Annotated in this window: 19 protein-coding genes and 1 tRNA gene; 9 read left to right on the top strand and 11 right to left on the bottom strand. The window is 65.7% G+C overall.

All coding sequences use genetic code 11. The annotated features are described in order from the left end of the window. Positions 1-118 precede the first annotated feature (118 nt). The 4 genes from glmM to rlmE all read right to left on the bottom strand — a co-directional run bounded on the left by glmM (position 119) and on the right by rlmE (position 5,099). Positions 119-1,459, bottom strand: a complete 1,341-nt coding sequence (glmM, locus tag F579_RS0100445) for a phosphoglucosamine mutase (RefSeq protein WP_019024745.1) — start codon at positions 1,457-1,459, stop codon at positions 119-121. 33 nt (positions 1,460-1,492) lie between these two features. Then, a complete protein-coding gene (gene folP / locus F579_RS0100440; RefSeq protein WP_019024746.1) occupies positions 1,493-2,386 on the bottom strand; it encodes a dihydropteroate synthase in 894 nt (297 codons plus the stop codon). Between the two features lie 88 nt (positions 2,387-2,474). Next, positions 2,475-4,427: an ATP-dependent zinc metalloprotease FtsH gene (gene ftsH, locus F579_RS0100435; protein ID WP_019024747.1), complete on the bottom strand. Its 1,953-nt coding sequence runs from the start codon at positions 4,425-4,427 to the stop codon at positions 2,475-2,477. A gap of 45 nt (positions 4,428-4,472) precedes the next feature. Beyond that, positions 4,473-5,099, bottom strand: coding sequence for a 23S rRNA (uridine(2552)-2'-O)-methyltransferase RlmE (gene rlmE, locus F579_RS0100430; protein WP_019024748.1), 627 nt, complete (start codon positions 5,097-5,099; stop codon positions 4,473-4,475). Between the two features lie 73 nt (positions 5,100-5,172). Between rlmE and yhbY the strand changes: the two genes are divergently transcribed. Continuing rightward, positions 5,173-5,472: a ribosome assembly RNA-binding protein YhbY gene (gene yhbY, locus F579_RS0100425; protein WP_019024749.1), complete on the top strand. Its 300-nt coding sequence runs from the start codon at positions 5,173-5,175 to the stop codon at positions 5,470-5,472. A 21-nt stretch (positions 5,473-5,493) separates the two neighbouring features. Here the strand turns inward: yhbY and greA are convergent, their stop codons facing one another. The 5 genes from greA to F579_RS0100400 all read right to left on the bottom strand — a co-directional run bounded on the left by greA (position 5,494) and on the right by F579_RS0100400 (position 11,419). Further along, positions 5,494-5,973: a transcription elongation factor GreA gene (gene greA, locus F579_RS0100420; protein ID WP_012982113.1), complete on the bottom strand. Its 480-nt coding sequence runs from the start codon at positions 5,971-5,973 to the stop codon at positions 5,494-5,496. After that, positions 5,970-9,203 (bottom strand): carbamoyl-phosphate synthase large subunit, encoded by a 3,234-nt coding sequence (carB, locus tag F579_RS0100415; RefSeq protein ID WP_019024750.1) that lies wholly within the window; start codon positions 9,201-9,203, stop codon positions 5,970-5,972. Before carB ends, greA begins: the two co-directional genes overlap by 4 nt. A 49-nt stretch (positions 9,204-9,252) precedes the next feature. Then, a complete protein-coding gene (gene carA / locus F579_RS0100410) occupies positions 9,253-10,386 on the bottom strand; it encodes a glutamine-hydrolyzing carbamoyl-phosphate synthase small subunit (RefSeq protein WP_026301084.1) in 1,134 nt (377 codons plus the stop codon). Between the two features lie 507 nt (positions 10,387-10,893). After that, positions 10,894-10,984, bottom strand: a tRNA-Ser gene (locus F579_RS0100405). A 93-nt stretch (positions 10,985-11,077) separates the two neighbouring features. Next, positions 11,078-11,419 (bottom strand): DUF1820 family protein, encoded by a 342-nt coding sequence (locus tag F579_RS0100400; protein ID WP_018864959.1) that lies wholly within the window; start codon positions 11,417-11,419, stop codon positions 11,078-11,080. 119 nt (positions 11,420-11,538) lie between these two features. Here F579_RS0100400 and F579_RS0100395 point away from each other — a divergent pair, with 119 nt between their 5' ends. The 3 genes from F579_RS0100395 (at position 11,539) to F579_RS0100385 (ending at position 15,699) form a co-directional block, all read left to right on the top strand. Next, entirely contained in the window at positions 11,539-12,399 is an 861-nt protein-coding gene (locus F579_RS0100395; RefSeq protein WP_019024752.1) for a diiron oxygenase, read from the top strand. Positions 12,400-12,726: 327 nt separating this feature from the next. Beyond that, positions 12,727-14,298 (top strand): membrane-bound lytic murein transglycosylase MltF, encoded by a 1,572-nt coding sequence (gene mltF / locus F579_RS0100390; protein WP_019024753.1) that lies wholly within the window; start codon positions 12,727-12,729, stop codon positions 14,296-14,298. A gap of 99 nt (positions 14,299-14,397) precedes the next feature. Continuing rightward, complete coding sequence (locus tag F579_RS0100385; RefSeq protein WP_019024754.1) at positions 14,398-15,699, top strand: NRAMP family divalent metal transporter; 1,302 nt, start codon at positions 14,398-14,400, stop codon at positions 15,697-15,699. A gap of 9 nt (positions 15,700-15,708) precedes the next feature. On the opposite strand, the gene F579_RS0100380 is transcribed toward F579_RS0100385, so the two are convergent. After that, positions 15,709-16,626, bottom strand: a complete 918-nt coding sequence (locus tag F579_RS0100380; RefSeq protein ID WP_019024755.1) for an NAD(P)-dependent oxidoreductase — start codon at positions 16,624-16,626, stop codon at positions 15,709-15,711. Positions 16,627-17,119: 493 nt separating this feature from the next. Here F579_RS0100380 and F579_RS0100375 point away from each other — a divergent pair, with 493 nt between their 5' ends. From F579_RS0100375 to rlmKL, 5 genes are all read left to right on the top strand, one after another. Then, complete coding sequence (locus tag F579_RS0100375) at positions 17,120-17,569, top strand: DsrE family protein (protein WP_019024756.1); 450 nt, start codon at positions 17,120-17,122, stop codon at positions 17,567-17,569. 301 nt (positions 17,570-17,870) lie between these two features. Further along, positions 17,871-18,314 (top strand): DsrE family protein, encoded by a 444-nt coding sequence (locus F579_RS0100370; protein WP_026301085.1) that lies wholly within the window; start codon positions 17,871-17,873, stop codon positions 18,312-18,314. 129 nt (positions 18,315-18,443) lie between these two features. Next, positions 18,444-19,349 (top strand): ABC transporter ATP-binding protein, encoded by a 906-nt coding sequence (locus F579_RS0100365; RefSeq protein ID WP_019024758.1) that lies wholly within the window; start codon positions 18,444-18,446, stop codon positions 19,347-19,349. Further along, a complete protein-coding gene (locus F579_RS0100360; protein WP_019024759.1) occupies positions 19,349-20,137 on the top strand; it encodes an ABC transporter permease in 789 nt (262 codons plus the stop codon). The genes F579_RS0100365 and F579_RS0100360 overlap by 1 nt, the downstream gene beginning before the upstream one ends. A gap of 50 nt (positions 20,138-20,187) precedes the next feature. Continuing rightward, positions 20,188-22,392: a bifunctional 23S rRNA (guanine(2069)-N(7))-methyltransferase RlmK/23S rRNA (guanine(2445)-N(2))-methyltransferase RlmL gene (gene rlmKL / locus F579_RS0100355; RefSeq protein WP_019024760.1), complete on the top strand. Its 2,205-nt coding sequence runs from the start codon at positions 20,188-20,190 to the stop codon at positions 22,390-22,392. A 157-nt stretch (positions 22,393-22,549) separates the two neighbouring features. On the opposite strand, the gene F579_RS0100350 is transcribed toward rlmKL, so the two are convergent. Next, on the bottom strand, positions 22,550-22,873 hold the full coding sequence (locus F579_RS0100350) for a c-type cytochrome (protein ID WP_019024761.1): 324 nt from the start codon (positions 22,871-22,873) through the stop codon (positions 22,550-22,552). Positions 22,874-22,935 lie beyond the last annotated feature (62 nt).

The raw sequence follows: 22,935 nt of genomic DNA, 5'->3' as shown, positions 1-22,935 counted from the left end.
AGAGCGGCGGGATGTTACCGGCGCACCCGGTGCAAATCAACCGAGTCCGGCACTGGACAAACGGGCGACCAGTCCCCTGAGGAACGACCAACGGGCCGGGATCGCCCGCAGACCGGGATCAAACAGCCGCGCGGATGCTGTCGGCGATGCGCTCGGCGGCCTGGCGGGTAATGACTTCGTCCTCGGCCTCGACCATCACGCGCACCAGGGGCTCGGTACCGGACGGACGTAGCAGGACACGTCCGTGCGCACCCAGCTCGGCCTCGACCGCGGCGACCTCGGAGCGCACGGCAGGTGCCTCCAGACAGCCATTGGCCTTGCCCGAGATCGGGACGTTCACGAGGCACTGCGGCAGCTTCGGGATCTTCGCCGCGAGCTCCGCGAGCGAGCAGCCTGTGCGATGCATCAGGTGGGCGACCTGCAGTGCCGCAACGGTCCCGTCGCCGGTCGTCGTGTGCTCCAGGCAGACGATATGCCCGGATCCTTCTCCGCCCAGCATCCAGTCGCGCTGGCGCAGCTCCTCGAGGACATAGCGGTCGCCGACCTTCGCCCGCACGAACGGGATCCCGTACTCACCCAGGGCATTCTCGAGCCCAAGGTTGGTCATCAGGGTACCGACCACGCCCCCCCGGAGCAGACCCGACTGCTGGCGATCAAGGGCGAGAATCCCGAGGATCTGGTCACCATCGACCACATTTCCATGCGCATCAGCCAGGATCACGCGGTCGCCGTCACCATCAAGGGCGACCCCGAGGTCGGCCCCGGAGGCCTTCACCTGCTCGGCCACGACCTCCGGGTACAGCGCACCCACGCCGGCGTTGATGTTGTAGCCATCCGGGCGGGCACCCAGAACCTCCACCTCGGCCCCCAGCTCCTCGAATACCGGCGGGGCGACGTTGTAGGTCGCACCGTGGGCGCAATCGACCACGACGCGCAGGCCGCGCAACTCGGAGCGCGCCGGGATCGCGCTCTTGCAGAACTCGATATAACGGCCGGCGGCATCGGCGATACGCACGGCCTTGCCCAAGTGCGCTCCGTCCACCGAACGCTGCGGCTCTTCCAGACGCGCCTCGATGGCCTCTTCCACTGCATCCGCGAGTTTGTCGCCCTCCGGGGTGAAGAACTTGAAGCCGTTATCGTGGAACGGGTTGTGCGAGGCACTGATCACCACGCCGGCGGTCGCACGGAACGTCCGCGTGAGATAGGCCACCGCGGGCGTCGGCATCGGCCCCAGCAGGGCCACATCCAGGCCTGCGGCCGACAACCCGGCCTGCAACGCCGACTCGAACATGTAGCCCGAGACCCGAGTGTCCTTCCCCACGAGCACCGGACCCTGACGCTTGGCCCGCGCGCCCAGCACCTCGCCCACCGCATAACCCAGACGCAGCGCGAACTCGGGCGTCATCGGCCAGTCGCCTGTACGCCCACGAATCCCGTCGGTGCCGAAATAACGCCCCATGCCGCTTGCTTCTCCCTTAATACTGAAAACGGATCACGGCCGGCGGGATCCCCGCCACGCCTGTGGTGTCAGTGCGGAGTATAGCGCCAGCGCATCGTGTGTCCCTGCGACATCGTGCACACGCAGGACACGCGCGCCGGCCTGCACCGCCAGTAACGCCGCAATCGCGGAACCGGCGTCACGTTCCTGGACCGGGCGATCCCCCAGCAGGGCACCGATCATCGACTTGCGCGAGACCCCCACCAGCAGCGGCGACCCCAGATCGGCCAGCGCTGGCAGCGCATGGAAAAGTGCCAGGTTGTGCTCCAGCGTCTTGCCGAATCCGAAGCCCGGGTCCAGCAGCAACTGCTCGGCTGGCACGCCTTCGCGCGCAAACGCCTCGCGCCGATCACGCAGGAACGCGCCCACCTCCCGTGCGACGTCGTCGTAGTGCGGGGCCTGCTGCATGGACTGCGGCCCCCCCTGCATGTGCATCGCGCACAGGGCCACACCCTGCTCGCGGGCGGTAGTGACGGCGGCCTCCCAGGCCCCCTCGGCGCGAAACCCGTTGACGTCGTTCAGCAGCGCGGCCCCCGCCACCACGGCCTCGCGCATCAGTTCGGGCTTCATCGTGTCCACCGACAGCGGGACATCCAGTTCCGTGGCAAGGGCCTCGATCACGGGCAACACCCGCCGCTGTTCCTCCTCCAGTGCGACTGGCTCAGCCCCCGGACGCGTCGACTCGCCCCCGATATCGATCAGGTCGGCGCCCTGCTCCACCATCCTGCGGGCGTGCTCCAGCGCCTGCTCCACGCGCTGATGTTCTCCGCCATCGGAGAACGAGTCCGGCGTGACATTCAGAATGCCCATGATCCGCGGGCGATCCAGCGCCAGCCGGTGCCTTCCGCAGTGCAGGACCGCTGTCGCGCCTTCCGTATCCATGCCCATGTCTTGTCCTCCCCGCCAAATGAAAAGGCCGCCAGAGAAACCCTGGCGGCCCATAGCGGCCTGTTGCCACCCTGTTGAGATCCCCCGGTCAGGACTGCGGGGCAGGCCCGCCGACAACACCCTTGCTGTCGTCGTCCTCGCGGCCGTCGTCGGAATCGGCGGCAGGCTCGTCGCTCGCCTGCGCCGATCCACCGGAACCGCTGTCGCTGTCCCAGTCCGCCGGTTCGCGGGGCTCGCGCCCGGCCATGATGTCCTCGATCTGCTTGTCGTCGATGGTCTCGTACTTCATCAGCGCCTTGGCCATCGCGTGCAGCTTGTCGAGGTTGTCCAGCAGGATCTGCTTTGCGTGCTGGTAGTTCGTGTCGATAATCCGGCGCACCTCGGCGTCGATCTGGCGCGCGGTCTCGTCGGACATCGGCTTGGACTTCGCGCCCATCTGCCCGCCGAGGAACGGGTGCCCTTCCTCTTCGCCATAGTCCAGCGGACCCAGCTTCTCGGAAAGACCCCACTTGGTCACCATGTTGCGAGCGATCTGGGTGGCACGCTCGATGTCGTTGGAGGCGCCAGTGGTCACCTTGTCGTCACCGAAGATGATTTCTTCCGCCAGACGCCCCCCAAACAGGCTCGCCAACTGGCTCTCCAGCCGGGTCTTGGAGTGGCTGTAGCGATCTTCCTCGGGCAGGAACATGGTCACGCCCAGGGCCCGTCCACGCGGGATGATGCTGACCTTGTAGACCGGGTCGTGCTCGGGGACCGTGAGCCCGACGATCGCGTGCCCCGCCTCGTGGTAGGCCGTCAGCTTCTTCTCGTCCTCGGACATCACCATGGACTTGCGCTCGGCGCCCATCATGATCTTGTCCTTGGCGCGCTCGAAGTCGCTCATGTCGACCAGGCGCTTGCCGGCCCGGGCCGCAAACAGGGCCGCCTCGTTGACCAGGTTCGCCAGGTCGGCACCGGAGAAGCCCGGCGTGCCGCGCGCGATCAGGTCCGGACGCACGTCGTCGGCGATCGGCGTCTTCTTCATGTGGACCTTGAGGATCTGCTCGCGGCCACGCACGTCTGGCGGCGGGACCACCACCTGGCGGTCAAAACGGCCCGGACGCAGCAGCGCCGGGTCGAGCACGTCCGGGCGGTTGGTCGCGGCGATCACGATGATGCCCTCCGTGCCCTCGAAGCCGTCCATCTCGACCAGCAGCTGGTTCAGGGTCTGCTCGCGTTCGTCGTGACCGCCGCCCATGCCGGCGCCACGCTGGCGCCCAACCGCGTCGATCTCGTCGATAAAGATGATGCAGGGGGCGTGCTTCTTGGCCTCGGAGAACATGTCACGCACACGCGAGGCGCCCACGCCCACGAACATCTCCACAAAGTCGGAACCGGAGATGCTGAAGAACGGGACCTTGGCCTCGCCAGCAATAGCCTTGGCCAGCAGGGTCTTCCCGGTACCCGGCGAGCCGACCATCAGTACGCCACGCGGGATCTGGCCACCCAGCTTCTGGAACTTGGACGGGTCGCGCAGGAAGTCGACCAGCTCGGAGACCTCTTCCTTCGCCTCGTCGCAGCCGGCAACGTCGCCGAAGGTGACCTTTACCTGGTCCTCGGACATCAGCTTGGCCTTGGACTTGCCGAAAGACATCGCCCCGCGGCCGGCACCACCGCCACCCTGCATCTGACGCATGAAATAGATCCACACGGCGATCAGCAGCAGCATCGGGAACCAGGAGATCAGGATGCTCATCAGCAGCGAGCGCTCGGCATCCTCCTGCGCATTAATCTCTACATTGTTCTGCAGCAGATCACCGATCAGGCCGGTGTCATTGGGATTGACCGTGGTGAAGCGCTGACCCTCGAGGGTCTGGCCGCGGATCTTGTCGCCCTCGATGGTGACGCTGTCGATCCGACCGCCCTGCACATCCCGGATGAACTCGGAATAGGTAATACTCCGCACATCCTGCTGCTGTTGCGGGCTGAAGTTATTGAATACCGACATCAGGACGATCGCGATAACCGCCCAGATGATCAAATTCTTGGCCAGACCGTTCAAAACGCCACCTCGAAAAACTTTTACCTACGTGGATTCTCGCGAGCTTTACACATCCCGAGGGCCACGCGCCAATACGTACACTTCGCGTGACCGTGGGCGCGAGGCTTGCGGTTTGCGCACCTGCACCTTCTCGAACCGGCGCCGTACCTCGGCCAGGTAGGCGTCCGATCCCTCGCCCTGAAACAACTTGACCAGCATCGCACCCCGAGGGTTCAGCACATCGCAGGCCAGCTCCAGCGCCAGCTCGCACAAATGGATCGAGCGCGGCTGATCGATGGCATCCGTACCCGTAAGGTTGGGGGCCATATCGGAAAGCACAAGGTCGGCGCGCTGCCCGTCCAGCGCCTCCAGGATCGCCTGCAGGACTGCATCCTCGCGAAAGTCACCGGTAATGATCGTGGCACCGGGCACGGGATCCATCGGCAGGATGTCGGAGGCCACGAGCACCCCCTTGCGACCGATCTTCTGTGCGGCGTACTGCGTCCAGCCACCCGGCGCGGCCCCCAGGTCCACCACGCGCATGCCCGGTTTGAGCAGTCGGTCACGTTCGTCGATCTCCTGCAACTTGTACACGGCGCGACCGCGATAGCCCTCCTGCTGCGCCCGCTGCACGTACGGGTCGTCAAAGTGCTCCTTCAGCCAGCGCTGACTGGAACGGCTACGCTTGGGCACCGTGGTTCTCCTGGCTCAGGCACGCGATCCGCGTGCTACAATTTGCGTGTTCCAATACCGAATCAAATCCCACGTGAATCTGACCGACGCGCAACGCCGCCACCTGCGCAGCCTCGCCCACCCGCGCAAGCCCATCGTGACCATCGGCCGCAATGGCCTGACGGACGCCGTGGTCAAGGAGCTGGAACAGGCACTGGCACATCACGAACTGGTCAAGATCAAGGTCAATATCGGCGACCGCGAGGTTCGCAATGGTACGGTCGAGGACCTGTGCGAACGCACGGGTGCGGCCCTGGTCCAGCGAATCGGCTACGTGGCGACCCTGTTCCGGCGCAATCCGGACGAGCCCAAGGTTACCCTCGACCCGGCCTGATCCCAGCCGCAGGCCGCTACGTCAGTTGACGTAGCGCACCTCGAGGATCTCGTATTCCGTCTCGCCACCCGGCGCCTGGACGGTCACGACATCGCCCTCTTCCTTGCCAATCAGCGCGCGCGCAATCGGCGAGGACACCGAGATCATGTTCTGCTTGATGTCGGCCTCGTCCTCGCCCACGATCTTGTAGGTCACCTGGCGCCCGTCTTCGGTCGCCTCGAGCACCACGGTCACACCGAACACGACCTTGCCCGTCTGCGGCAGGGCCGTGACGTCGATGATCTGGGCGTTGGAGAGCTTGCCCTCCAGCTCGCGGATGCGCCCCTCGATAAAGCTCTGCTGCTCGCGCGCGGCGTGGTATTCGGCGTTTTCCTTCAGGTCGCCGTGTTCGCGCGCCTCGGCGATCGCATTCACCACCCGCGGGCGATCCTCGCCTTTCAGCTTCTTCAGCTCCGCCTTCATCTTCTCGGCGCCGGTTACGGTCAGCGGGGTCTTGTTCATGCGCTTTTCCCTCCGAGATTCTCCTGGTGGAGGTCCTGCAGCCGGAACACGTCGTTCGCCCCCAGGTGATCCAGGGCCTGCACCGTGGCACGGGCGCCGGCGATGGTCGTGGTGTACCCCACCTTGTGCATCAGCGCCTCGCGGCGAATGGTGTAGGAGTCGGAGGTCGACTGCTTGCCCTCCACCGTGTTGATAATGAAGCTAATCTCGTCGTTCTTGATCATGTCGACGATGTGCGGGCGACCCTCGGTCACCTTGTTCACACGCGTCACGGCGATGTCGGCCTCCTCCAGGATCTTCGCCGTACCGCGCGTCGCCAGGACCTCGAAGCCCAGCTCGACCAGGCGCCGGGCCACCTCGGCCACATGCGGCTTGTCGATCTCGCGCACCGACACGAAGGCCTTGCCGGTGGACGGCAGCAGCACGCCCGCCCCCAGCTGGCTCTTGGCGAAGGCCTCGGCGAAACTGCGGCCGACGCCCATCACCTCGCCGGTGGACTTCATCTCCGGCCCCAGGATCGGGTCCACGCCCTGGAACTTGGCGAACGGAAAGACCGATTCCTTCACCGAGTAGTACTCGGGATACACCGCATCACCCACGCCCTGTTCGTGCAGGGTCTGACCGGCCATGCAGCGTGCGGCGATCTTGGCCAGCGGCCGTCCGACGGCCTTGGACACGTACGGCACGGTGCGCGAGGCGCGCGGATTCACCTCCAGCACGTAGATGTCGTCGCCCTTGATTGCGAACTGGGTGTTCATCAGGCCCACGACCTTCAGCCCCAGCGCCATCTTGCGCACCTGCTCGACCATCTCGTCCTGCAGCTCCAGAGACAGCGAGAATGGTGGCAGCGAGCAGGCCGAGTCGCCCGAGTGCACGCCGGCCTGTTCGATGTGTTCCATGATCCCGCCGATGATCACGCTCTCGCCATCACAGATGGCATCCACATCAACCTCGATCGCGTCATCCAGGAAGCGGTCGAGCAGCACCGGGGCATCGTTGGAAACAGACACCGCGTTCTGCATGTAGCTGCGCAGGTCCTCACGGTCGCGCACGATCTCCATCGCGCGGCCACCCAGCACGTAGGACGGGCGCACCACCAGCGGGTAACCAATCTCGTCGGCCAGCTTCTCCGCCTCTTCCTCGCTGCGCGCGGTGCGGTTCGGCGGCTGCTTGAGCCCCAGCTTGTTCAGCAGGGCCTGGAAGCGCTCGCGGTCCTCGGCCAGGTCGATCGAATCCGGGCTGGTGCCGATGATCGGTACCCCGGCCGCCTCGAGATCCCGCGCGAGCTTCAGCGGGGTCTGCCCGCCGTACTGCACGATCACGCCGGCCGGCTGCTCGGTCGCCACGACCTCCAGCACGTCCTCCAGAGTCAGCGGCTCGAAGTACAGCCGGTCGGAGGTGTCGTAGTCGGTGGAGACGGTCTCCGGGTTGCAGTTGACCATGATGGTCTCGTACCCGTCCTCGCGCATCGCGAGGGCGGCATGCACACAGCAGTAGTCGAACTCGATACCCTGGCCGATACGGTTCGGCCCGCCGCCCAGGACCATGATCTTCTGCTTGTCGGTCGGTTCCGCCTCGTTCTCCTCCTCGTAGGAGGAATACATATAGGCGGTGGTGGTCGCGAACTCGGCCGCGCAGGTATCCACCCGCTTGTACACCGGGCGCACGCCCAGCTTGTGGCGGTGCTTGCGCACGGCCTTCTCGGTCTCGTTGAGAAGCTTCGCCAGGCGCAGGTCAGAGAAGCCACGCTGCTTCAGGCGATACATCTCCTCGGCGGTGATGTCGCCCAGGATGCGATCCTTCAGGCCCTTCTCGACATCCACCAGCTCCTGGATCTGCGCCAGGAACCAGGGGTCGATCGCGGTCAGGTCGAAGATGTCCTTGATCGAGAAGCCGGCGCGGAAGGCATCGGCTACGTACAGCACCTGGTCGGGGCTGGGGTTGGCGAGCTTCGTGCGCAGCTGGTCGACGACGTCGTCGGCCGCCAGGTCAATCCGCTCGTCGAGGCCGTCCATGTCGGTCTCCATCGATCGCAGCGCCTTCTGGAACGACTCCTGGAAGGTGCGGCCGATCGCCATCGCCTCGCCCACCGCCTTCATCTGCGTGGTCAGCCGCGCCTCGGCCTGCGGGAATTTCTCGAAGGTGAAACGCGGGATCTTGGTGACCACATAGTCGATTGACGGTTCGAACGAGGCCGGGGTCAGCCCGCCGGTGATCTCGTTTTTCAGCTCGTCGAGGGTGTAGCCCACCGCCAGCTTGGCCGCGACCTTGGCGATCGGGAAGCCGGTCGCCTTGGAGGCCAGCGCGGAGGAACGCGACACCCGCGGGTTCATCTCGATCACGATCATGCGCCCGTTCTCGGGGTTGATCGCGAACTGCACGTTGGAGCCACCGGTCTCCACGCCGATCTTGCGCAGCACCGCCAGCGAGGCGTCGCGCATGATCTGGTATTCCTTGTCGGTCAGGGTCTGCGCCGGGGCCACAGTGATCGAGTCCCCGGTGTGGATGCCCATCGGGTCGAGATTCTCGATGGAGCAGATGATGATGCAGTTGTCCGCCTTGTCGCGGACCACCTCCATCTCGAACTCCTTCCAGCCGAGCGCGGACTCCTCCAGCAGCACCTGGTTCACCGGCGAGAGGTCGAGCCCATTCTTGACGATGTACTCGAACTCCTCGCGGTTGTAGGCGATACCGCCGCCCGAGCCGCCGAGGGTGAACGACGGCCGGATGATCACCGGAAAGCCAATCTTCGGCTGGATCTCCTGCGCCTCTTCCCAGGAGTGCGCGAGCATCGCGGTCGGGGTATCCAGGCCGATATCGGCCATCGCCGCCTTGAAGTGGTCGCGGTCCTCGGCCATGTCGATCGCCGCCTCGTTGGCGCCGATCATCTCCACCCCGAACTTCTCGAGCACGCCTTCCTTCGACAGGTCCAGCGCGCAGTTCAGCGCGGTCTGACCGCCCATGGTCGGCAGCACGGCGTCCGGGCGCTCCTTCTCGATGATCTTGGCGACCGTCTCCCACTCCACCGGCTCGATGTAGGTCGCATCCGCCATCTCCGGATCGGTCATGATGGTCGCCGGATTGGAGTTCACCAGGATCACCCGGTAACCCTCCTCGCGCAGGGCCTTGCAGGCCTGGGCGCCGGAGTAGTCGAACTCGCAGGCCTGACCGATCACGATCGGGCCGGCCCCGAGGATCAGGATGCTCTGGATGTCGGTACGCTTGGGCATGTGACGGCTCTCGCAGGCTGTCGATATCGGAAATTCGGGAGGAGGAGCTTTAGCGGCGCGCTGCGCGCATCATCTCGACGAAGTCGTCGAACGCCGGGGACACGTCGTGCGGGCCCGGGCTGGCCTCGGGGTGTCCCTGCAGGCTGAAGGCCGGGCAGTCGGTGCGGGCAATACCCTGCAGCGTGCCGTCAAACAGCGACCGGTAGGTCGGCGTCAGCGTATCGGGCAGGTTGTCCTCGTCGATCGCAAAACCGTGGTTCTGCGACGAGATCATCACCCGCCCGCTTTCCTCGTGGCGGATCGGGTGGTTCGCCCCGTGATGGCCGAACTTCATCTTCACGCTCTTGCCGCCGCTGGCGATGCCCAGCAGCTGATGTCCGAGGCAGATGCCGAACAGCGGCAGCTTGCGCTCGCAGATGTCGCGGATCGCGTCGATCGCGTACGTGCAGGGTTCGGGGTCGCCCGGGCCGTTGGACAGGAACACGCCGTCGGGCTTCAGCTCCATCACCTCGTCCACCGGTGTCTCGGCCGGCACCACGGTCACGCGACAGCCCCGGTCCGCCAGCTTGCGCAGGATGTTCTGCTTCATGCCGAAGTCGTAGGCCACCACATGAAATTCGGCCTGCTCCGGGTCCACCCGGGCCGGCTCCTCGCCGAGCTGCCAGGTGCCCTCCAGCCATTCGTAGCGGCTGCGCGTGGTGACCTCGCGCGCCAGGTCCATGCCCTTGATACCGGGGAACTCGCGCGCGGCCGCCAGGGCCGCGGCCTCGTCCACATCGCCGGCCTGGATGCAACCGTTCAGTGCGCCCTTCTCGCGCAGGATGCGCGTCAGCTTGCGGGTGTCGATCCCGCTGATCGCCACAATGCCATGGCGCAGCAGGTAATCCGGCAGCGATTCGCGCGAGCGCCAGTTCGACACCAGCGGCGGCAGGTCGCGGATGATCAGCCCGGCCGCATGGGCGCGGGCGGACTCGTCGTCCTCCGGGTTGGTGCCGGTGTTGCCGATATGCGGATAGGTCAGCGTGACCATCTGCCGGTGGTAGGAGGGATCCGTCAGGATCTCCTGATAACCGGTCATCGCGGTGTTGAACACCACCTCGCCAACCGTCTGGCCCAGGGCGCCAATCGCCTGACCATGAAACACAGTGCCATCTTCCAGGACGAGCAGAGCGGGCGCGGACACGGGGACCTCCGGATGGTCTGGGTCGAGGCCGCCAGGCCATTTGCCGGCGGCGATACTGCGATGCATTCGGGATCTTTGACCCGACCTCGCCCGCACCGTCTACCGGGGCTGGACCCCGCGTTCGGACAACGGTTCGGCGGCTGAGTGACGGGTGCGGTTACGCCTGCAAGTGTACGCGAGCGCCGCGCACGACGTCCAACGAGAATAGCCGCTGCGCCCTCGTGGAACGCCTTCAAATGCGGCCCCGCCGGGGAGGATCAGATCACAGCACTCCGGGGCCAGACATGCGAAAGGGGCCACTCGGGCCCCTTTGCTTGAATCTGGCGGAGAGGGAGGGATTACGCGGCGCTGCGCGCCTCGCCCTCCGGGTCGTCGCCTGCGGCAACGTTCGGGTGCCGCTGTGCGTCACCCGTCGAACCCGGCTTTCTCATGTATCGAGGGTTCGAATCCCGATACGTCAGGGGCCAGACATGCGAAAGGGGCCACTTGGACCCCTTTGCTTGAATCTGGCGGAGAGGGAGGGATTCGAACCCTCGATACGGGGTTACCGTATACACACTTTCCAGGCGTGCGCCTTCGACCGCTCGGCCACCTCTCCGGTTTGTCCCGCGAAGGCACTGGCCTACGCGAAGCGCGAAAGGGTAAACCAGCGGCGGTCGGTTAGCAATGCAGACCGCCGCCACGGGCACCATCAACCGTCCGAGGGCTTGCCCGGACCGCGACTCGGCAGCGACGGGAAGGCGTGGACATTGCCACTGTCCTGGCTGGCATCCCGGATACGGGGCGTACCGACGGCCGCGACCTCGTCAATCCGGATCAGCGCGTGCATCGGCACATGGAAGCGCTCGACCCCCTCGAACTCGGTGCGCAGGCGCTCCTCGGAGGGGTCGACAACGACCTGCGAGCGCTCGCCAAACAACAGATCCTCGACGGTGACAAAGCCGTAGAGCTCGTCCTGATAGACCTCACGGGCAAAGATCTCGTAGACCTTGCCCTGGTTGAGGAAGCTGACGCGATAGCGTGTGGTGGGCATATTCACTTGACTCATATTGGGGTAGCAACCGCAGATTGCAACGGGTTGGCGTTGGTCCAGACCGACAATGCCGGTATGATTCGATCGTTTAACCGCCCAGCGCCTTCGGTACGCCTTCGATGAATTCCTCGCAGGAGCTGCTCGATCACTTGAGCCGCAACAGCCAGCCGTACGAGGACCCGCTCACTCACGTGCGCTGGGATGCGCTGTCGCTGGACGATTTCTGGATCCCGGAGGAGGCCGTATCGCTCTTCGGCACCCCGGAATACTCGGCGCTGGACGATGCCCGCAAACGGCGTCTGTCGCAATACGAGTTTCTGTATTTCATCAGTGGGGCGCTGTGGCTGGAAGGCCTGTTCATGGAGCGCATCTCGCGGATCTCCATGCACTCGACCGGTCGCCTGGACCGGCTGAATTATCGCCTGCACGAGCTGCGCGAGGAAGCCGGCCACAGCCTGATGTTTATCGAGTTCATGCGCCGCAGCGGGCTACCCCTGCCGGAACGCCGTTTCCCGAAGCCGAAGCTGGCCACCCTGGTCGGGCGTTTCTCGCCGTTCGAATCTTCGATCTTCTGGATCGCGGTGATGATCGGCGAGGAGGTCCCGGACCGCATGAACCGGCTGATCCGCCAGCACAAGGACTCGATCAGCCCGACGGTAGACGACATCGTGACGCGGCACATGATCGACGAGGCACGCCACATGGCGCATGCCCGCGACACGCTGGAGTCCTATCTGGATACGCTCCCGTCCTGGCAGAAATGGGCCTATCGCCCGCTGATGCGGCGCGTATTCCGCCAGTTCGTGCATGCGTTCTACTACCCCACCCGCGACATCTACGAACTGGCCGGCCTGCCCAAGGGGCCGGACTATCGCCGCATCGCCCGCGAAAACCCGCGCCGTGCCTCCTTCATCGACACCTGCGTCGACCCCGCGCTCAAGATCCTGCGCGACCAGGGTCTGGTGCTGAACTGGCGCTAGGGAAACACGGATGAATCTACACGCTCGCGCTCGAGTCGCTTTTGCGTGCGAACAAGGCGCGGTGACTGCCGTGCAGTCATTCTGCACAAGGGAGCCGCAATGCTGTGCGCATGCAAAAGCGGTCGAGCCCCTTCGTTCATTAAGTTGTGGGGTTGGCACCCCAGGTTCCCCGATCCTGCGTTGCGCCGCTTGCAGGTAGAACCTCTACCCGCTGCACGACGCGCCTTGTCTCGGAAAACCTGGGGTACCAACGCGCGTGTGTACATTCATCCGTGTTTCCCTACCATCCCCGGTGACCATCGGGGCAATTGGGTATGATCCAGTGCCATGGGCACGCATCTGAAACTCCGCCCCCCAAGCAGCACCTGGCGCCAGATCGAACTGGGGCTCTTCATCGTGCTGCTGACCGCCATCGTGCTGCGGGTGTACTACAACCCGCCAGCGGCGCTGGAACAACTCACCTTCCGTGACGAGTTGCGAGTGGCCCTGGTCGAGAGCCCCCTGGGCCGCTCCGAGCTCGCCTCCACTGCGGGGCAAGACCAACTCGAGCTGGAGTTGCTGCACGGTCTGGCCGAGGAACTCGGCACGCGCCTGCGCGTGACCCGCGTGGACGATGCCGCCACCGCTCATCGCCTTCTGCGCCAACGCCGCATCGACATCGCCGCCGGCCTGCTCGTACCGCCACACGACCCGTTGATTGAAGCCGGTCCGGAAATCCTGAACGTGAAGCACGTCTTGGTCTTCTGGAACGAAAACGAGCGGGCATCTCCGCTGCTCTCGCTGACCGACGTACCGGCCGGGGCGCGCGTCGGCATGACCGCTCAGGCTCCCGTACCCGAAAGCCTGAGCCAGCCCTTGCTGGCCGAGGTCAGCATGGAACCGGACACCCCACCGGATGCGGCAACCGAGCCCGAGCCAGCGCCCGAGGAGGGGCCGGTCGACCTGATTTCGACACCCCCGGGCCGCGAAGCCGAACCGGACCCGAACAATGGCGAACTCATCCCCTACACCAACGCCGAGGCCCTGCGCGAGGCCCTGGAGCGTGGCGAGATCGACTACGCAGTGATGAATTCCCTGGAGTACCGTCGCCTGCGGCGCATGCACCCGAACCTGCGCCAGGCACACGAGCTGGAACGCAGCGCCGAGGTCCGCTGGCTCTTCCCGGCAGGCTTTGATCGCAGCCTGATTGACGCAGCGGAAGCGTATATCGCGCGGCTGCGTGACAACCGCGAGCTGGAGTTACTGCTCGATCGCTACCTCGGCCATCTGGAGACCCACGATCTGGTCGATGCCCTGACCTTCGCGCGCCGCGTCGAACATCGCCTGGAACAGTTCCGCCCGCTGTTCGAGGAGGCCGGAGAGACCTACGATCTCGACTGGCGTTTCATCGCCGCGGTGGCCTACCAGGAATCACACTGGAATCCCGATGCGGTTTCTCCCACCGGCGTGCGTGGACTGATGATGCTGACCCAGGTCACCGCCGAGGGGCTGGGCGTCGAGGACCGCACCGACCCGGCCGCGAGCGTCGACGGTGGCACGCGGTACCTGATCGACCTGCGCGAGCGGCTGCCGGAGTCGATCTCCGAGCCCGACCGCACCTGGATGACACTGGCCGCCTACAACGTGGGGCTGGGGCACCTCCACGACGCCCGGCGCCTGGCAGCCGCCAACGGCGACGACCCGGATCGCTGGCTGGATGTGATGCAATGGCTGCCGCGTCTGGCCCAGTCCGAATGGTACGAACAGACCCGCTACGGCTACGCCCGCGGTTGGGAGCCGGTCCACTATGTGCGGAACATCCGCAGTTACTACGACAAGCTGGTGCAGCGCTTCCCGGAATCCGACGAGCTCAAGCCGCCCGCCCCCGAACTCTACCGCCGCACCCCGCTGGCGCTGTAACGACGTAACAGCGGGCTCACGGCCATGGCCGCTGCCGGATGGCGGTCGCGGGCTATTCCCCTATAATCGCGGGCCGAATTCCCGATGAAAGGAACCTGGATGAGTCCGTCCACTCGCGCCTCGCTGCGGGCCGCCATTGGCCCGGGGCTGCTGATGGCCGGTGCGGCCGTGGGGGTCTCGCATCTGGTCCAGGCCACCCGGGGCGGCGCGGAGTACGGGCTTCTGCTGATCCCGATCGTGCTACTGGCCTGCCTGTTCAAGTACCCGTTTCTGGAGTTCGGCCCGCGCTATGCCGCCGCCACCGGGCATCACCTGCTGACCGGCTACCACCGCCTCGGCAACTGGGCACTGGGCCTGTACATCGCGGTGACCGTAGGCACGCTGTTCACCATACAGGCGGTGGTCACACTGACCACCGCCGGGCTGGTCACGCTGGTGTTCGACCTGGATCTCTCGGTTACGCTGGTCTCGGCGCTGGTGCTCGCCGCCTGCATCGCCTTCCTGATGATCGGCGCCTACCGTGGCCTGGACCTGGGCATGAAGATCATCATGGCGGCGCTGAGCGTATCCACCGTGGCCGCGGTCGCTCTGGCCTTTCGCGAGGCCCCGGACCTAGCCACCCTCTCCGGTGCCCAGGAGTGGTCGAATCTCTGGACCCTGGCCGGATTCGCCTTCATCCTCGCCTTGCTTGGCTGGATGCCCATCCCGCTGGACGTGGCCGCCTGGCACTCGATCTGGACCCAGGAGCGCGCCCGCCAGACCGGGCACGCCCCGACCGTGCGCGAGGCGATCTTCGACTTCCGCCTGGGGTATCTCGGGGCCGTAGTCATTGCCGTGGCGTTCATGCTGCTGGGCGCGGTCCTGATGTACGGCAGCGGCATTGGCTTTGCCGCCGGGGCCGCCGCGTTCTCGGCCCAGCTGGTGGACCTGTACGCCCAGAGCCTGGGCGAATGGAGCCGCACCCTGATTGCCGTGGCGGCCCTGACCACAATGTTCTCGACCACCCTGGCGGTCACCGATGCCTACCCCCGCGTGATCGTGGCGATCATCCGTACCCTGCGCGAGGACGGCCACGCGCCGCAGACCATGGACCCGTCGCGCAAGGGCGAGCGTGGACTGGAGTGGTGGGGCTACCGCATCGCGCTGCTGGCCGTCGCCAGTGGCGCGCTGCTGCTGATCTCGCAGGCCGGTGAGCACTTCACGCGGCTGGTGGATATCGCCACGCTGCTGTCCTTCCTCTCCGCCCCGGTGCTGGCATGGATCACCTTCAAGGTGGTCATGTCGCCGGACATGCCGGAGGCGGCGCGCCCGGGGCGTGGCCTGCGCGGTCTGGCCTGGTCCGGTATCGCGTTCAGCCTGATCTTTTCGCTGCTGTACATCCTCTGGCGACTGTTCGGCTGACCTCGCGCGTCAATCCCTGGTGCCCTCGCCACGCGCATGCAGGCAGAAACGCGCCAGGATCGCGACATCGTGGTCGGCCTGCCCGGCCTCCAGCGCCTTGCCCACCGCGTGCCGCACCGGCTCCAGCCCGTCCAGGCTGAGGCCCACCTGCTCGCCCAGACCGGCCACGATGCCCAGATCCTTGTGGTAGAGCCCGGTCTGAAAACCGGGCTCGAAGTCGCCGTCCAGCAGGCGTTGACCGTGCACCTCCAGGATACGCGAGGCGGCGAAGCCACCCATCAGCGCCTCGCGCAGCCGCGCCGGATCAACCCCGGTCTGCTCCGCCAGCGCGAAGGCTTCGCCAATGGCGACCAGCGTCTCGCCCACCACCAGCTGGTTACAGGCCTTGGTGATCTGACCGGCCCCACTGGCCCCGACATGCGTCAGCTTCGAACCCACGATGTCGAAGATCGGCCGCAGCCGATCGACTGCCTCCTCCGGGCCACCAACCATCAGGCTGAGCGTGCCGTTGCGTGCGCCCGGCTCGCCGCCGGAAACGGGCGCATCCACGAACGTCACCTCCCGCTCCGCTGCCGCCTGCGCAATCGCGCGGGTGCGGATCGGGTCGATCGTGCTGTGGTCGACCACCAGCAGCCCCGGACGGGCATGCTCGAGCACCCCATCCGCGCCCAGCATCAGTTGCTCCACATCGGGGGTGTCGGAGACGTTGAGTATCAGCACGCGCAGGCCGGGGACCAACTCCACCAGACTGGAGGCGGCCCCGGCACCCTCCGCCACCAGGGCCTCGGCCGCTTCCGGCCGACGTGCCCAGACCCGGATATCCGCCCCGGCACGCAGCAGATTGCGGGTCATCGGGGCCCCCATGATACCCAGGCCCACGCAGCCGATCGGCTGCAGTGCTTCGGGGAGGCTGGATGCAGTAGTCATGGCGAGGGCTCCTGGCGAGGGACGGCCGTCGAGCATCCGTCCCGTTGATTTGAAAACCTCACACTCTAGCAACCCACACCGATGGAGGGTGGGGACGCGACCGATCGCAAATGCCCGCCGGATCGGCTCGCTCCTGGCGCTATCAGCGTCATAGCGGGCTCTCGCCCTTGCCCAGCAGACTCACATCGACCGCACTCCTCCTCGTCTTTGCGCCCTACCTCCGCCACACCGCTGCGACCTCCCAGAAACGAAAATCCCCGGTATATGGCCCCACCGAAAGCAATCAATCCAGTTGATCATAATTTTATTATTTACCGTATTTAGTAGTTCATTTATCTTTATTTAGATCGGAATAATTACCCTGCGTTCCCGTCCTACCCCCAACTGGATTCAAAAAGCCACGGAAGCAAAAGAGTCCAGTGTGCTTCCTGGAAGCGCGGCATACGCCATACCGCATATTTCAAAGAACGGGAAAACCGCGAGGAGCCAAGACATGAAAAAATCCTTTATCCTGCCGATCGCCCTGACCGCCGCCGCCTTCGTCCTTCCGGGGACCGCCGCCGCGACCGACTTCGACTATGGCGAACACAAGGTTGTGTACCACGTAAACTATGACGACACCGCCCGCTACATGGCCGCTATGGGCAACATCCAGAACCACATCAATGCCGTGGGCGCCGAGAACATGGAGATCAAGGTCGTGATGCATGGCGATGGCCTGGGACTCCTCAGCACCGCCAAGGAACACGACGACCTGCGGGCCCGGGTGGACAACCTGAAGATGCAAGACGTTGATTTCCAGGTCTGCGCGAACACACTCGCGGGCCGTGACATCGATCTGCACGAAGACCTCTACGACGCCTCCGAGGACGATGTCATCCCCAGTGGCGTTGCTCATATCTCCTACCTGCAGGACAAGGGGTTCACCTACAGCAAGCCGTAACCCCGGGGGCGACAAGACCTCCGCATCGCCGCGTTCTCCCGGCGATGCTTTAGGGCCCAGTATTCCCGGGCCCTTTTTCTTGGCACCGGAGTATCTCCAAAGGAGCCAAAACTCCAACGATCCTTTGTGATTTTTATTGCCAAAGATCCGTCTCAAGTGCGGAATAAAGGGAACTTACCTCCGTCTTATTTAGTAGCTGGCCACTCCTCCAAAAGGAGGCCTGACCGGCGCGCCCCTAGCGCAAAAGACCGCACGGCACACTGCCGGACGGACCTTTACGGAACGAAGAGGAAACGGAACGATGAAAGCAATGAAGCTTGTCGCCCTGAGTCTGATTGCCCTCGCCCTGAGCGTACCGGGCATGGCATCTGCTTTTGACTACGGCACCCACAAGGTCGTTTACCACGTGAACTATGACGACGAGCGCCGTTACATGGCCGCCACGGGCAACATCCAGAACCACATCAATGCCGTGGGCGCCGAGAACATGGAGATCAAGGTTGTGATGCACGGCGACGGCCTGGGCCTGCTGCAGCGCGCGAAGGACAATGAAGACCTGAAGGCCCGCATCGACAACCTGAAGATGCAGAACGTCGAATTCATGGTCTGCGCGAATACGCTGGCCGGTCGGAACATCGACCTGCACAACGACCTCTATGACGCCTCTGAGGATGATGTGATCCCCAGCGGCGTCGCGCACATCTCCTACCTGCAGCACAACGGCTTCACCTACAGCAAGCCGTAAGCCACACTCCGTCATCACACGGGGATGCCCGGGCCAGCAGGCCCGGGCTTTTTTATGGCCATGGCTCGGCCATTGGGGAAGACTCGGGGAAAGGGTATGGTAGGCATCCCTCAAACCCCGGGACCGCCATTGTCCGCCATCCGCATTCAGCAACTGTGCAAGACGTACGACGGGATCGCGGTGGTCGACGGCGTGGACCTCGAGATCGCCACCGGCGAGTTCTTCGGGCTGCTTGGGCCCAACGGCGCGGGCAAGACGACGACCCTGCGCATGTTGCTGGGACTGACCCCGATCGACGGCGGGCAGGTGGAGGTACTGGGCCTGCCGATGCCGGAGGGCGAGCGTGAGGTGCGCAAGCGCCTGGGCATCGTGCCGCAATTCGACACCCTGGACCCGGACTTCACCGTTATCGAGAACATGCGCACCTATGCCGCCTATTTTGGTCTCTCCGGCGCAACGGTCCAGGCGCGCATCGATCACCTGCTGGAGCAGGTCAACCTGAACGACAAGCGCGGCGCGCGCATCAATGCCCTGTCCGGCGGCATGAAGCGCCGGCTGACCCTCGCACGCGCCCTGATCAACGAACCCGAGGTCGTGGTGCTGGACGAGCCGACCACCGGGCTGGACCCACAGGCGCGCCACCACCTCTGGCGCCAACTCCGGCAGCTGCGCGCCTCCGGCGTCACCCTGGTGCTGACCACGCATTACATGGAAGAGGCCCAGGAGCTGTGCGATCGCATCGCGATCATCGACCACGGCCGCATCATCGCCTGTGACCGACCCAGCCGCCTGATTGCCGAACACATCGAACCCTGGGTAGTCACCGTCGGTGGTTCCGAGGCCGGCACCGCGATCGAGCAGGAAATCGGCGCCCGGGATCGCGCCCATCAGGTGGCAGATACCTGGCTGGTGTACACGGCCGAGCCGGACCGGCTGCGCGAACGCCTGCGCGCACGGGGCCTCGAACCCACGCTGCGCGAGGCGGACCTGGAAGACGTGTTCCTGAAACTCACCGGCCACGAGCTGCGCGACTGATGCCCGAGCCGACCTCGACCTGGCTCCCCCGCCCCAGCCTGCGCTTTATCGCGGTCTGGCGGCGCAACCTGCTGGTCTGGCGCAAGCTGCTGGTGCCATCGATGCTCGGCAACTTCGGCGAACCCATCCTCTACTTGCTCGCGTTCGGCTACGGCTTCGGCCGTCTGGTGGGCGACCTCGACGGCATGAGCTACATGGTGTTCATCGCCTCCGGGATCATCTGCTCCTCGGCGATGTTCACCGCCAGCTTCGAGGGCATGTATTCCGCCTACACGCGCATGGCGGAGCAGAACACCTGGCTCGGGATGCTGGCCACACCGCTGACGCTGGACGACATCGTTTTCGCCGAGGCGATCTGGGCCGCGAGCAAGGGCCTGATCAGTGCCACCACCATCCTCGTCGTCGCCGCAGTCCTGGGGCTGGTGAGCGACGCTCGCGCCCTGCTCGCCCTGCCGGTGATCTTCCTCGCCGCGTTCACCTTCGGCGCGCTGGCCCTGGTCATCACCGCGCTGGCGCGCAGCTACGACTTCTTCCTGTACTACTTCACCCTGGCGGTGACCCCGATGCTCCTGCTCTCCGGAGTGTTCTTCCCGCTACAGGAGCTGCCCAACTGGGTGCAGACCCTGGCGCTGGCCCTGCCGCTGGCGCACGTGGTCGAGATCGTGCGTCCGCTGATGACCGGCAGCTGGCCCGCCAGCGTCTGGCCGCACCTGGCGGTGATCGTGGGCTACGGCGCGGCGGCTATCATCCTGGCGACCGCGCTGATCCGACGCCGCCTGCTGCGCTGACCCCAACGGCGGCTGTGGCAAGATAGGCCCCCGTCCCAGGAAGACACCGCATGGCCACGCCCGAGAACGATCCCAGTACCCCGCAGGAATACCGCGCCACAGTCGCCCGCGGGCTCGGCCCCCTGCTGGCCGAGGAACTGGTTACCCTCGGCGCCGCCGACGTGCGCGAGGAGGGCGGCGCGGTGCACTTCTCGGCCGATCTCGAGACGCTGTACCGCGTACTGCTGGGCAGCCGCATCGCCAGCCGTATCCTGCTGCCACTGGCGCGCTTCGAGCAGCCGGACGGGGATGGCTGCTACACCGCCGCCCGCGCGATCGACTGGCCCGCGCTGCTGGACCCCGGCGCGACCTTCGCGGTCGAGGTCGGCGGGAAGAGCCGCCACATCCGCCATACCCACTTCGCCGGAGTGCGCATCAAGGACGCGGTGGCCGACGCCTTCCGCGAGGCGACCGGCGCCCGCCCGGACGTGGATCCGAAACGCCCGGACGTGCGCATCCTGCTGCAACTGCAGGGCGATCACGCCCGCCTCTCCGTGGATATCGGCAATGGCGGCCTGCACCGGCGCGGCTACCGCGGCGCCGGCGGGGCCGCCCCACTGCGCGAGAACCTCGCCGCGGCCCTGCTGGCCCGTGCCGGCTGGCCCGCACGCGTCGAGGACGACCCGGAACAGGCGCAGCTGCTGGACCCGTTCTGCGGCAGCGGCACCCTGGTGATCGAGGCCGCCCTGATCGCCACGCGGACCGCGCCCGGACTGCTGCGCCACGACTTCCGCCCGCAGGGCTGGGCCGGGCACGACGCCGCCCTGTGGCAGCGCTGTGTGGACACCGCCCGGGCGGCGGTTCGCCCCTGGCAAGGCCCGGCGCTGCGGGGGTCGGATCGCGACCCGCGCGCGGTGCAAGCCGCTCGCCAGGCGGCCCGGACGGCCGGGGTCGCCGCCTGCACCCGCTTCGAGGTCGCCGACGTGCTGACCCTCACGCCCCCCGCACCGAACGGGCTCCTGATCAGCAACCCGCCCTACGGCGAGCGCATCGGCGACCAGCCTGAACTGATCAAGCTCTACAGCCTGCTGGGCGAACACCTGAAACAGGCCTTTGGCGGCTGGCAGGTGGCCCTGCTGGTCGCGGACACTACCGACTCCCGCCGCCTCGGGCTGCGGGCCACGCGCAAATACCGCGTGCACAACGGCCCGATCGACTGCCAGCTGCTGGAGTTCGACATCCATGCCCGCGAGGGGCAGGCCGAGGCGACACCCCCGGCACCCGAGTTCGCCAACCGCCTGCGCAAGAACCTGAAGCACCTGGACCGCTGGGCGCGGCGCCAGGGCGTGACCTGCTACCGCATCTACAGTGCGGACCTGGACGAATACCCACTACTGATCGACCGCTACCAGGCCACCGATGGCTCCGTGCACCTGCACCTGCAGGAGTTCGCGGCTCCGGCGTCGGTCGAACCCGCGCGTGCCGAGGCGCGCCTGCGCGGGGCGCTGGCCGCGACCGTGGAAGTCACCGGCGTCCCGCCCGCCCACCTGCACTACAAGCAGCGGCGCGCCCAGAAAGGTCGCTCGCAGTATCAGCGTGCCGAGACCGCACAACCCGCCCCCTTCTGGGTTGAGGAACATGGCTGCCGGCTCAAGGTGGAGCTGGATGCCTACCTGGACAGCGGCCTGTTCCTGGATCACCGCCCGATGCGGCGCCGCCTGCAGGAAGAATGCCGCGGGCTACGATTGCTGAACCTGTTCTGCTACACCGCCGCGGTCAGTGCCCATGCCGCCGCGGGGGGTGCCCGCCAGACCGTCTCGGTGGACCTGTCCAATACCTACCTCGACTGGGCCGCCGACAACCTCGCGGCCAACGGTTTCGAGGCCACCGTGCGCGACGGGCGCAGTCGGCGCCGACCGGATCCCCACGCCCTGCTGCGCGCCGACTGCATCACCTGGGTGCGGGAGGCCGCCGACGACCCGGCGCTGCGCTTCGAGCGGATCTTCCTCGATCCCCCGACCTTCTCGAACTCGAAACGCACCGAGGCGGACTTCGAGGTGCAACGCGACCATGTCGAACTGATCCGGGATGCCGCGCGCCTGTTGACCGAGGACGGCATCCTGTACTTCTCGACCAACCGCCGCCGTTTCGAGCTGGATACCGAGGCACTTGCAGGGCTGGAAGTACGCGACATCACGCGCGATACGCTGGACGAAGACTTCCGCCGACCGCCGCCACCCCATCGCTGCTGGGCCATCTCGCACGCAACGGATTGAGGCCACGAAACCCAAAAGGACACCGCAGCCAGCACGGGCTGCTGATCAGTGCAAAGGAGCGGGCCACGGATCGCAGCGCACAACCCAACACACAAAAAAGGCGCCCCGAGGGGCGCCTGGAAATACTGCTCCTGACAGCGGAGCGGTCCTGTACGGCTTAGTCACCGTAACCGTAGTTCTCCACCAGGAAGTCCACGATGTCATCACGCTGCTCGTCGGTGAGCCAGGTCATGCCGTAGTCTTCCATGTCGTCCATAACCCAGTTCCAGTCAGCACGATTCAGGTTCTGGTTGGTGGCCTGACGGATGCCGTGGCAGGCAGAACAAGTCTGCTCGAACAGTTCCTTTGTCGCCGAGACCTCTTCGGCCTTCTCTTCCTGGGCTTGTTGTTCTTCCTCTGATATCGCTTCGTCGGCAACAACGGGCGAAGCCAGGGCCGCGAACGCCAACCCCAGCAGCGAAAGCATTACAAAACGCTTCATGCGTACTCCGTTCTAATCAAAAAGAAACCCGGGGCGAATGATGCCCCGGGCATAAAGGTTTG

It is taken from the genome of Thioalkalivibrio sp. ALJ21 (assembly GCF_000378605.1).
Classification (GTDB): Bacteria; Pseudomonadota; Gammaproteobacteria; order Ectothiorhodospirales; family Ectothiorhodospiraceae; genus Thioalkalivibrio.
Note: the sequence above shows the minus strand (reverse complement) of the source record. Positions and strands in the feature narration are given on the sequence as shown.

Bases quoted from the DNA above. Each gene is read 5' to 3' on its own strand.
- glmM (WP_019024745.1), bottom strand. From the start codon at position 1,459: ATGGGGCGTTATTTCGGCACCGACGGGATTCGTGGGCGTACAGGCGAC.
- folP (WP_019024746.1), bottom strand. From the start codon at position 2,386: ATGGGCATGGATACGGAAGGCGCGACAGCGGTCCTGCACTGCGGAAGG.
- greA (WP_012982113.1), bottom strand. From the start codon at position 5,973: ATGAACAAGACCCCGCTGACCGTAACCGGCGCCGAGAAGATGAAGGCG.
- carB (WP_019024750.1), bottom strand. From the start codon at position 9,203: ATGCCCAAGCGTACCGACATCCAGAGCATCCTGATCCTCGGGGCCGGC.
- F579_RS0100400 (WP_018864959.1), bottom strand. From the start codon at position 11,419: ATGCCCACCACACGCTATCGCGTCAGCTTCCTCAACCAGGGCAAGGTC.
- F579_RS0100395 (WP_019024752.1), top strand. From the start codon at position 11,539: ATGAATTCCTCGCAGGAGCTGCTCGATCACTTGAGCCGCAACAGCCAG.
- mltF (WP_019024753.1), top strand. From the start codon at position 12,727: ATGGGCACGCATCTGAAACTCCGCCCCCCAAGCAGCACCTGGCGCCAG.
- F579_RS0100385 (WP_019024754.1), top strand. From the start codon at position 14,398: ATGAGTCCGTCCACTCGCGCCTCGCTGCGGGCCGCCATTGGCCCGGGG.
- F579_RS0100380 (WP_019024755.1), bottom strand. From the start codon at position 16,626: ATGACTACTGCATCCAGCCTCCCCGAAGCACTGCAGCCGATCGGCTGC.
- F579_RS0100375 (WP_019024756.1), top strand. From the start codon at position 17,120: ATGAAAAAATCCTTTATCCTGCCGATCGCCCTGACCGCCGCCGCCTTC.
- F579_RS0100370 (WP_026301085.1), top strand. From the start codon at position 17,871: ATGAAAGCAATGAAGCTTGTCGCCCTGAGTCTGATTGCCCTCGCCCTG.
- F579_RS0100360 (WP_019024759.1), top strand. From the start codon at position 19,349: ATGCCCGAGCCGACCTCGACCTGGCTCCCCCGCCCCAGCCTGCGCTTT.
- rlmKL (WP_019024760.1), top strand. From the start codon at position 20,188: ATGGCCACGCCCGAGAACGATCCCAGTACCCCGCAGGAATACCGCGCC.
- F579_RS0100350 (WP_019024761.1), bottom strand. From the start codon at position 22,873: ATGAAGCGTTTTGTAATGCTTTCGCTGCTGGGGTTGGCGTTCGCGGCC.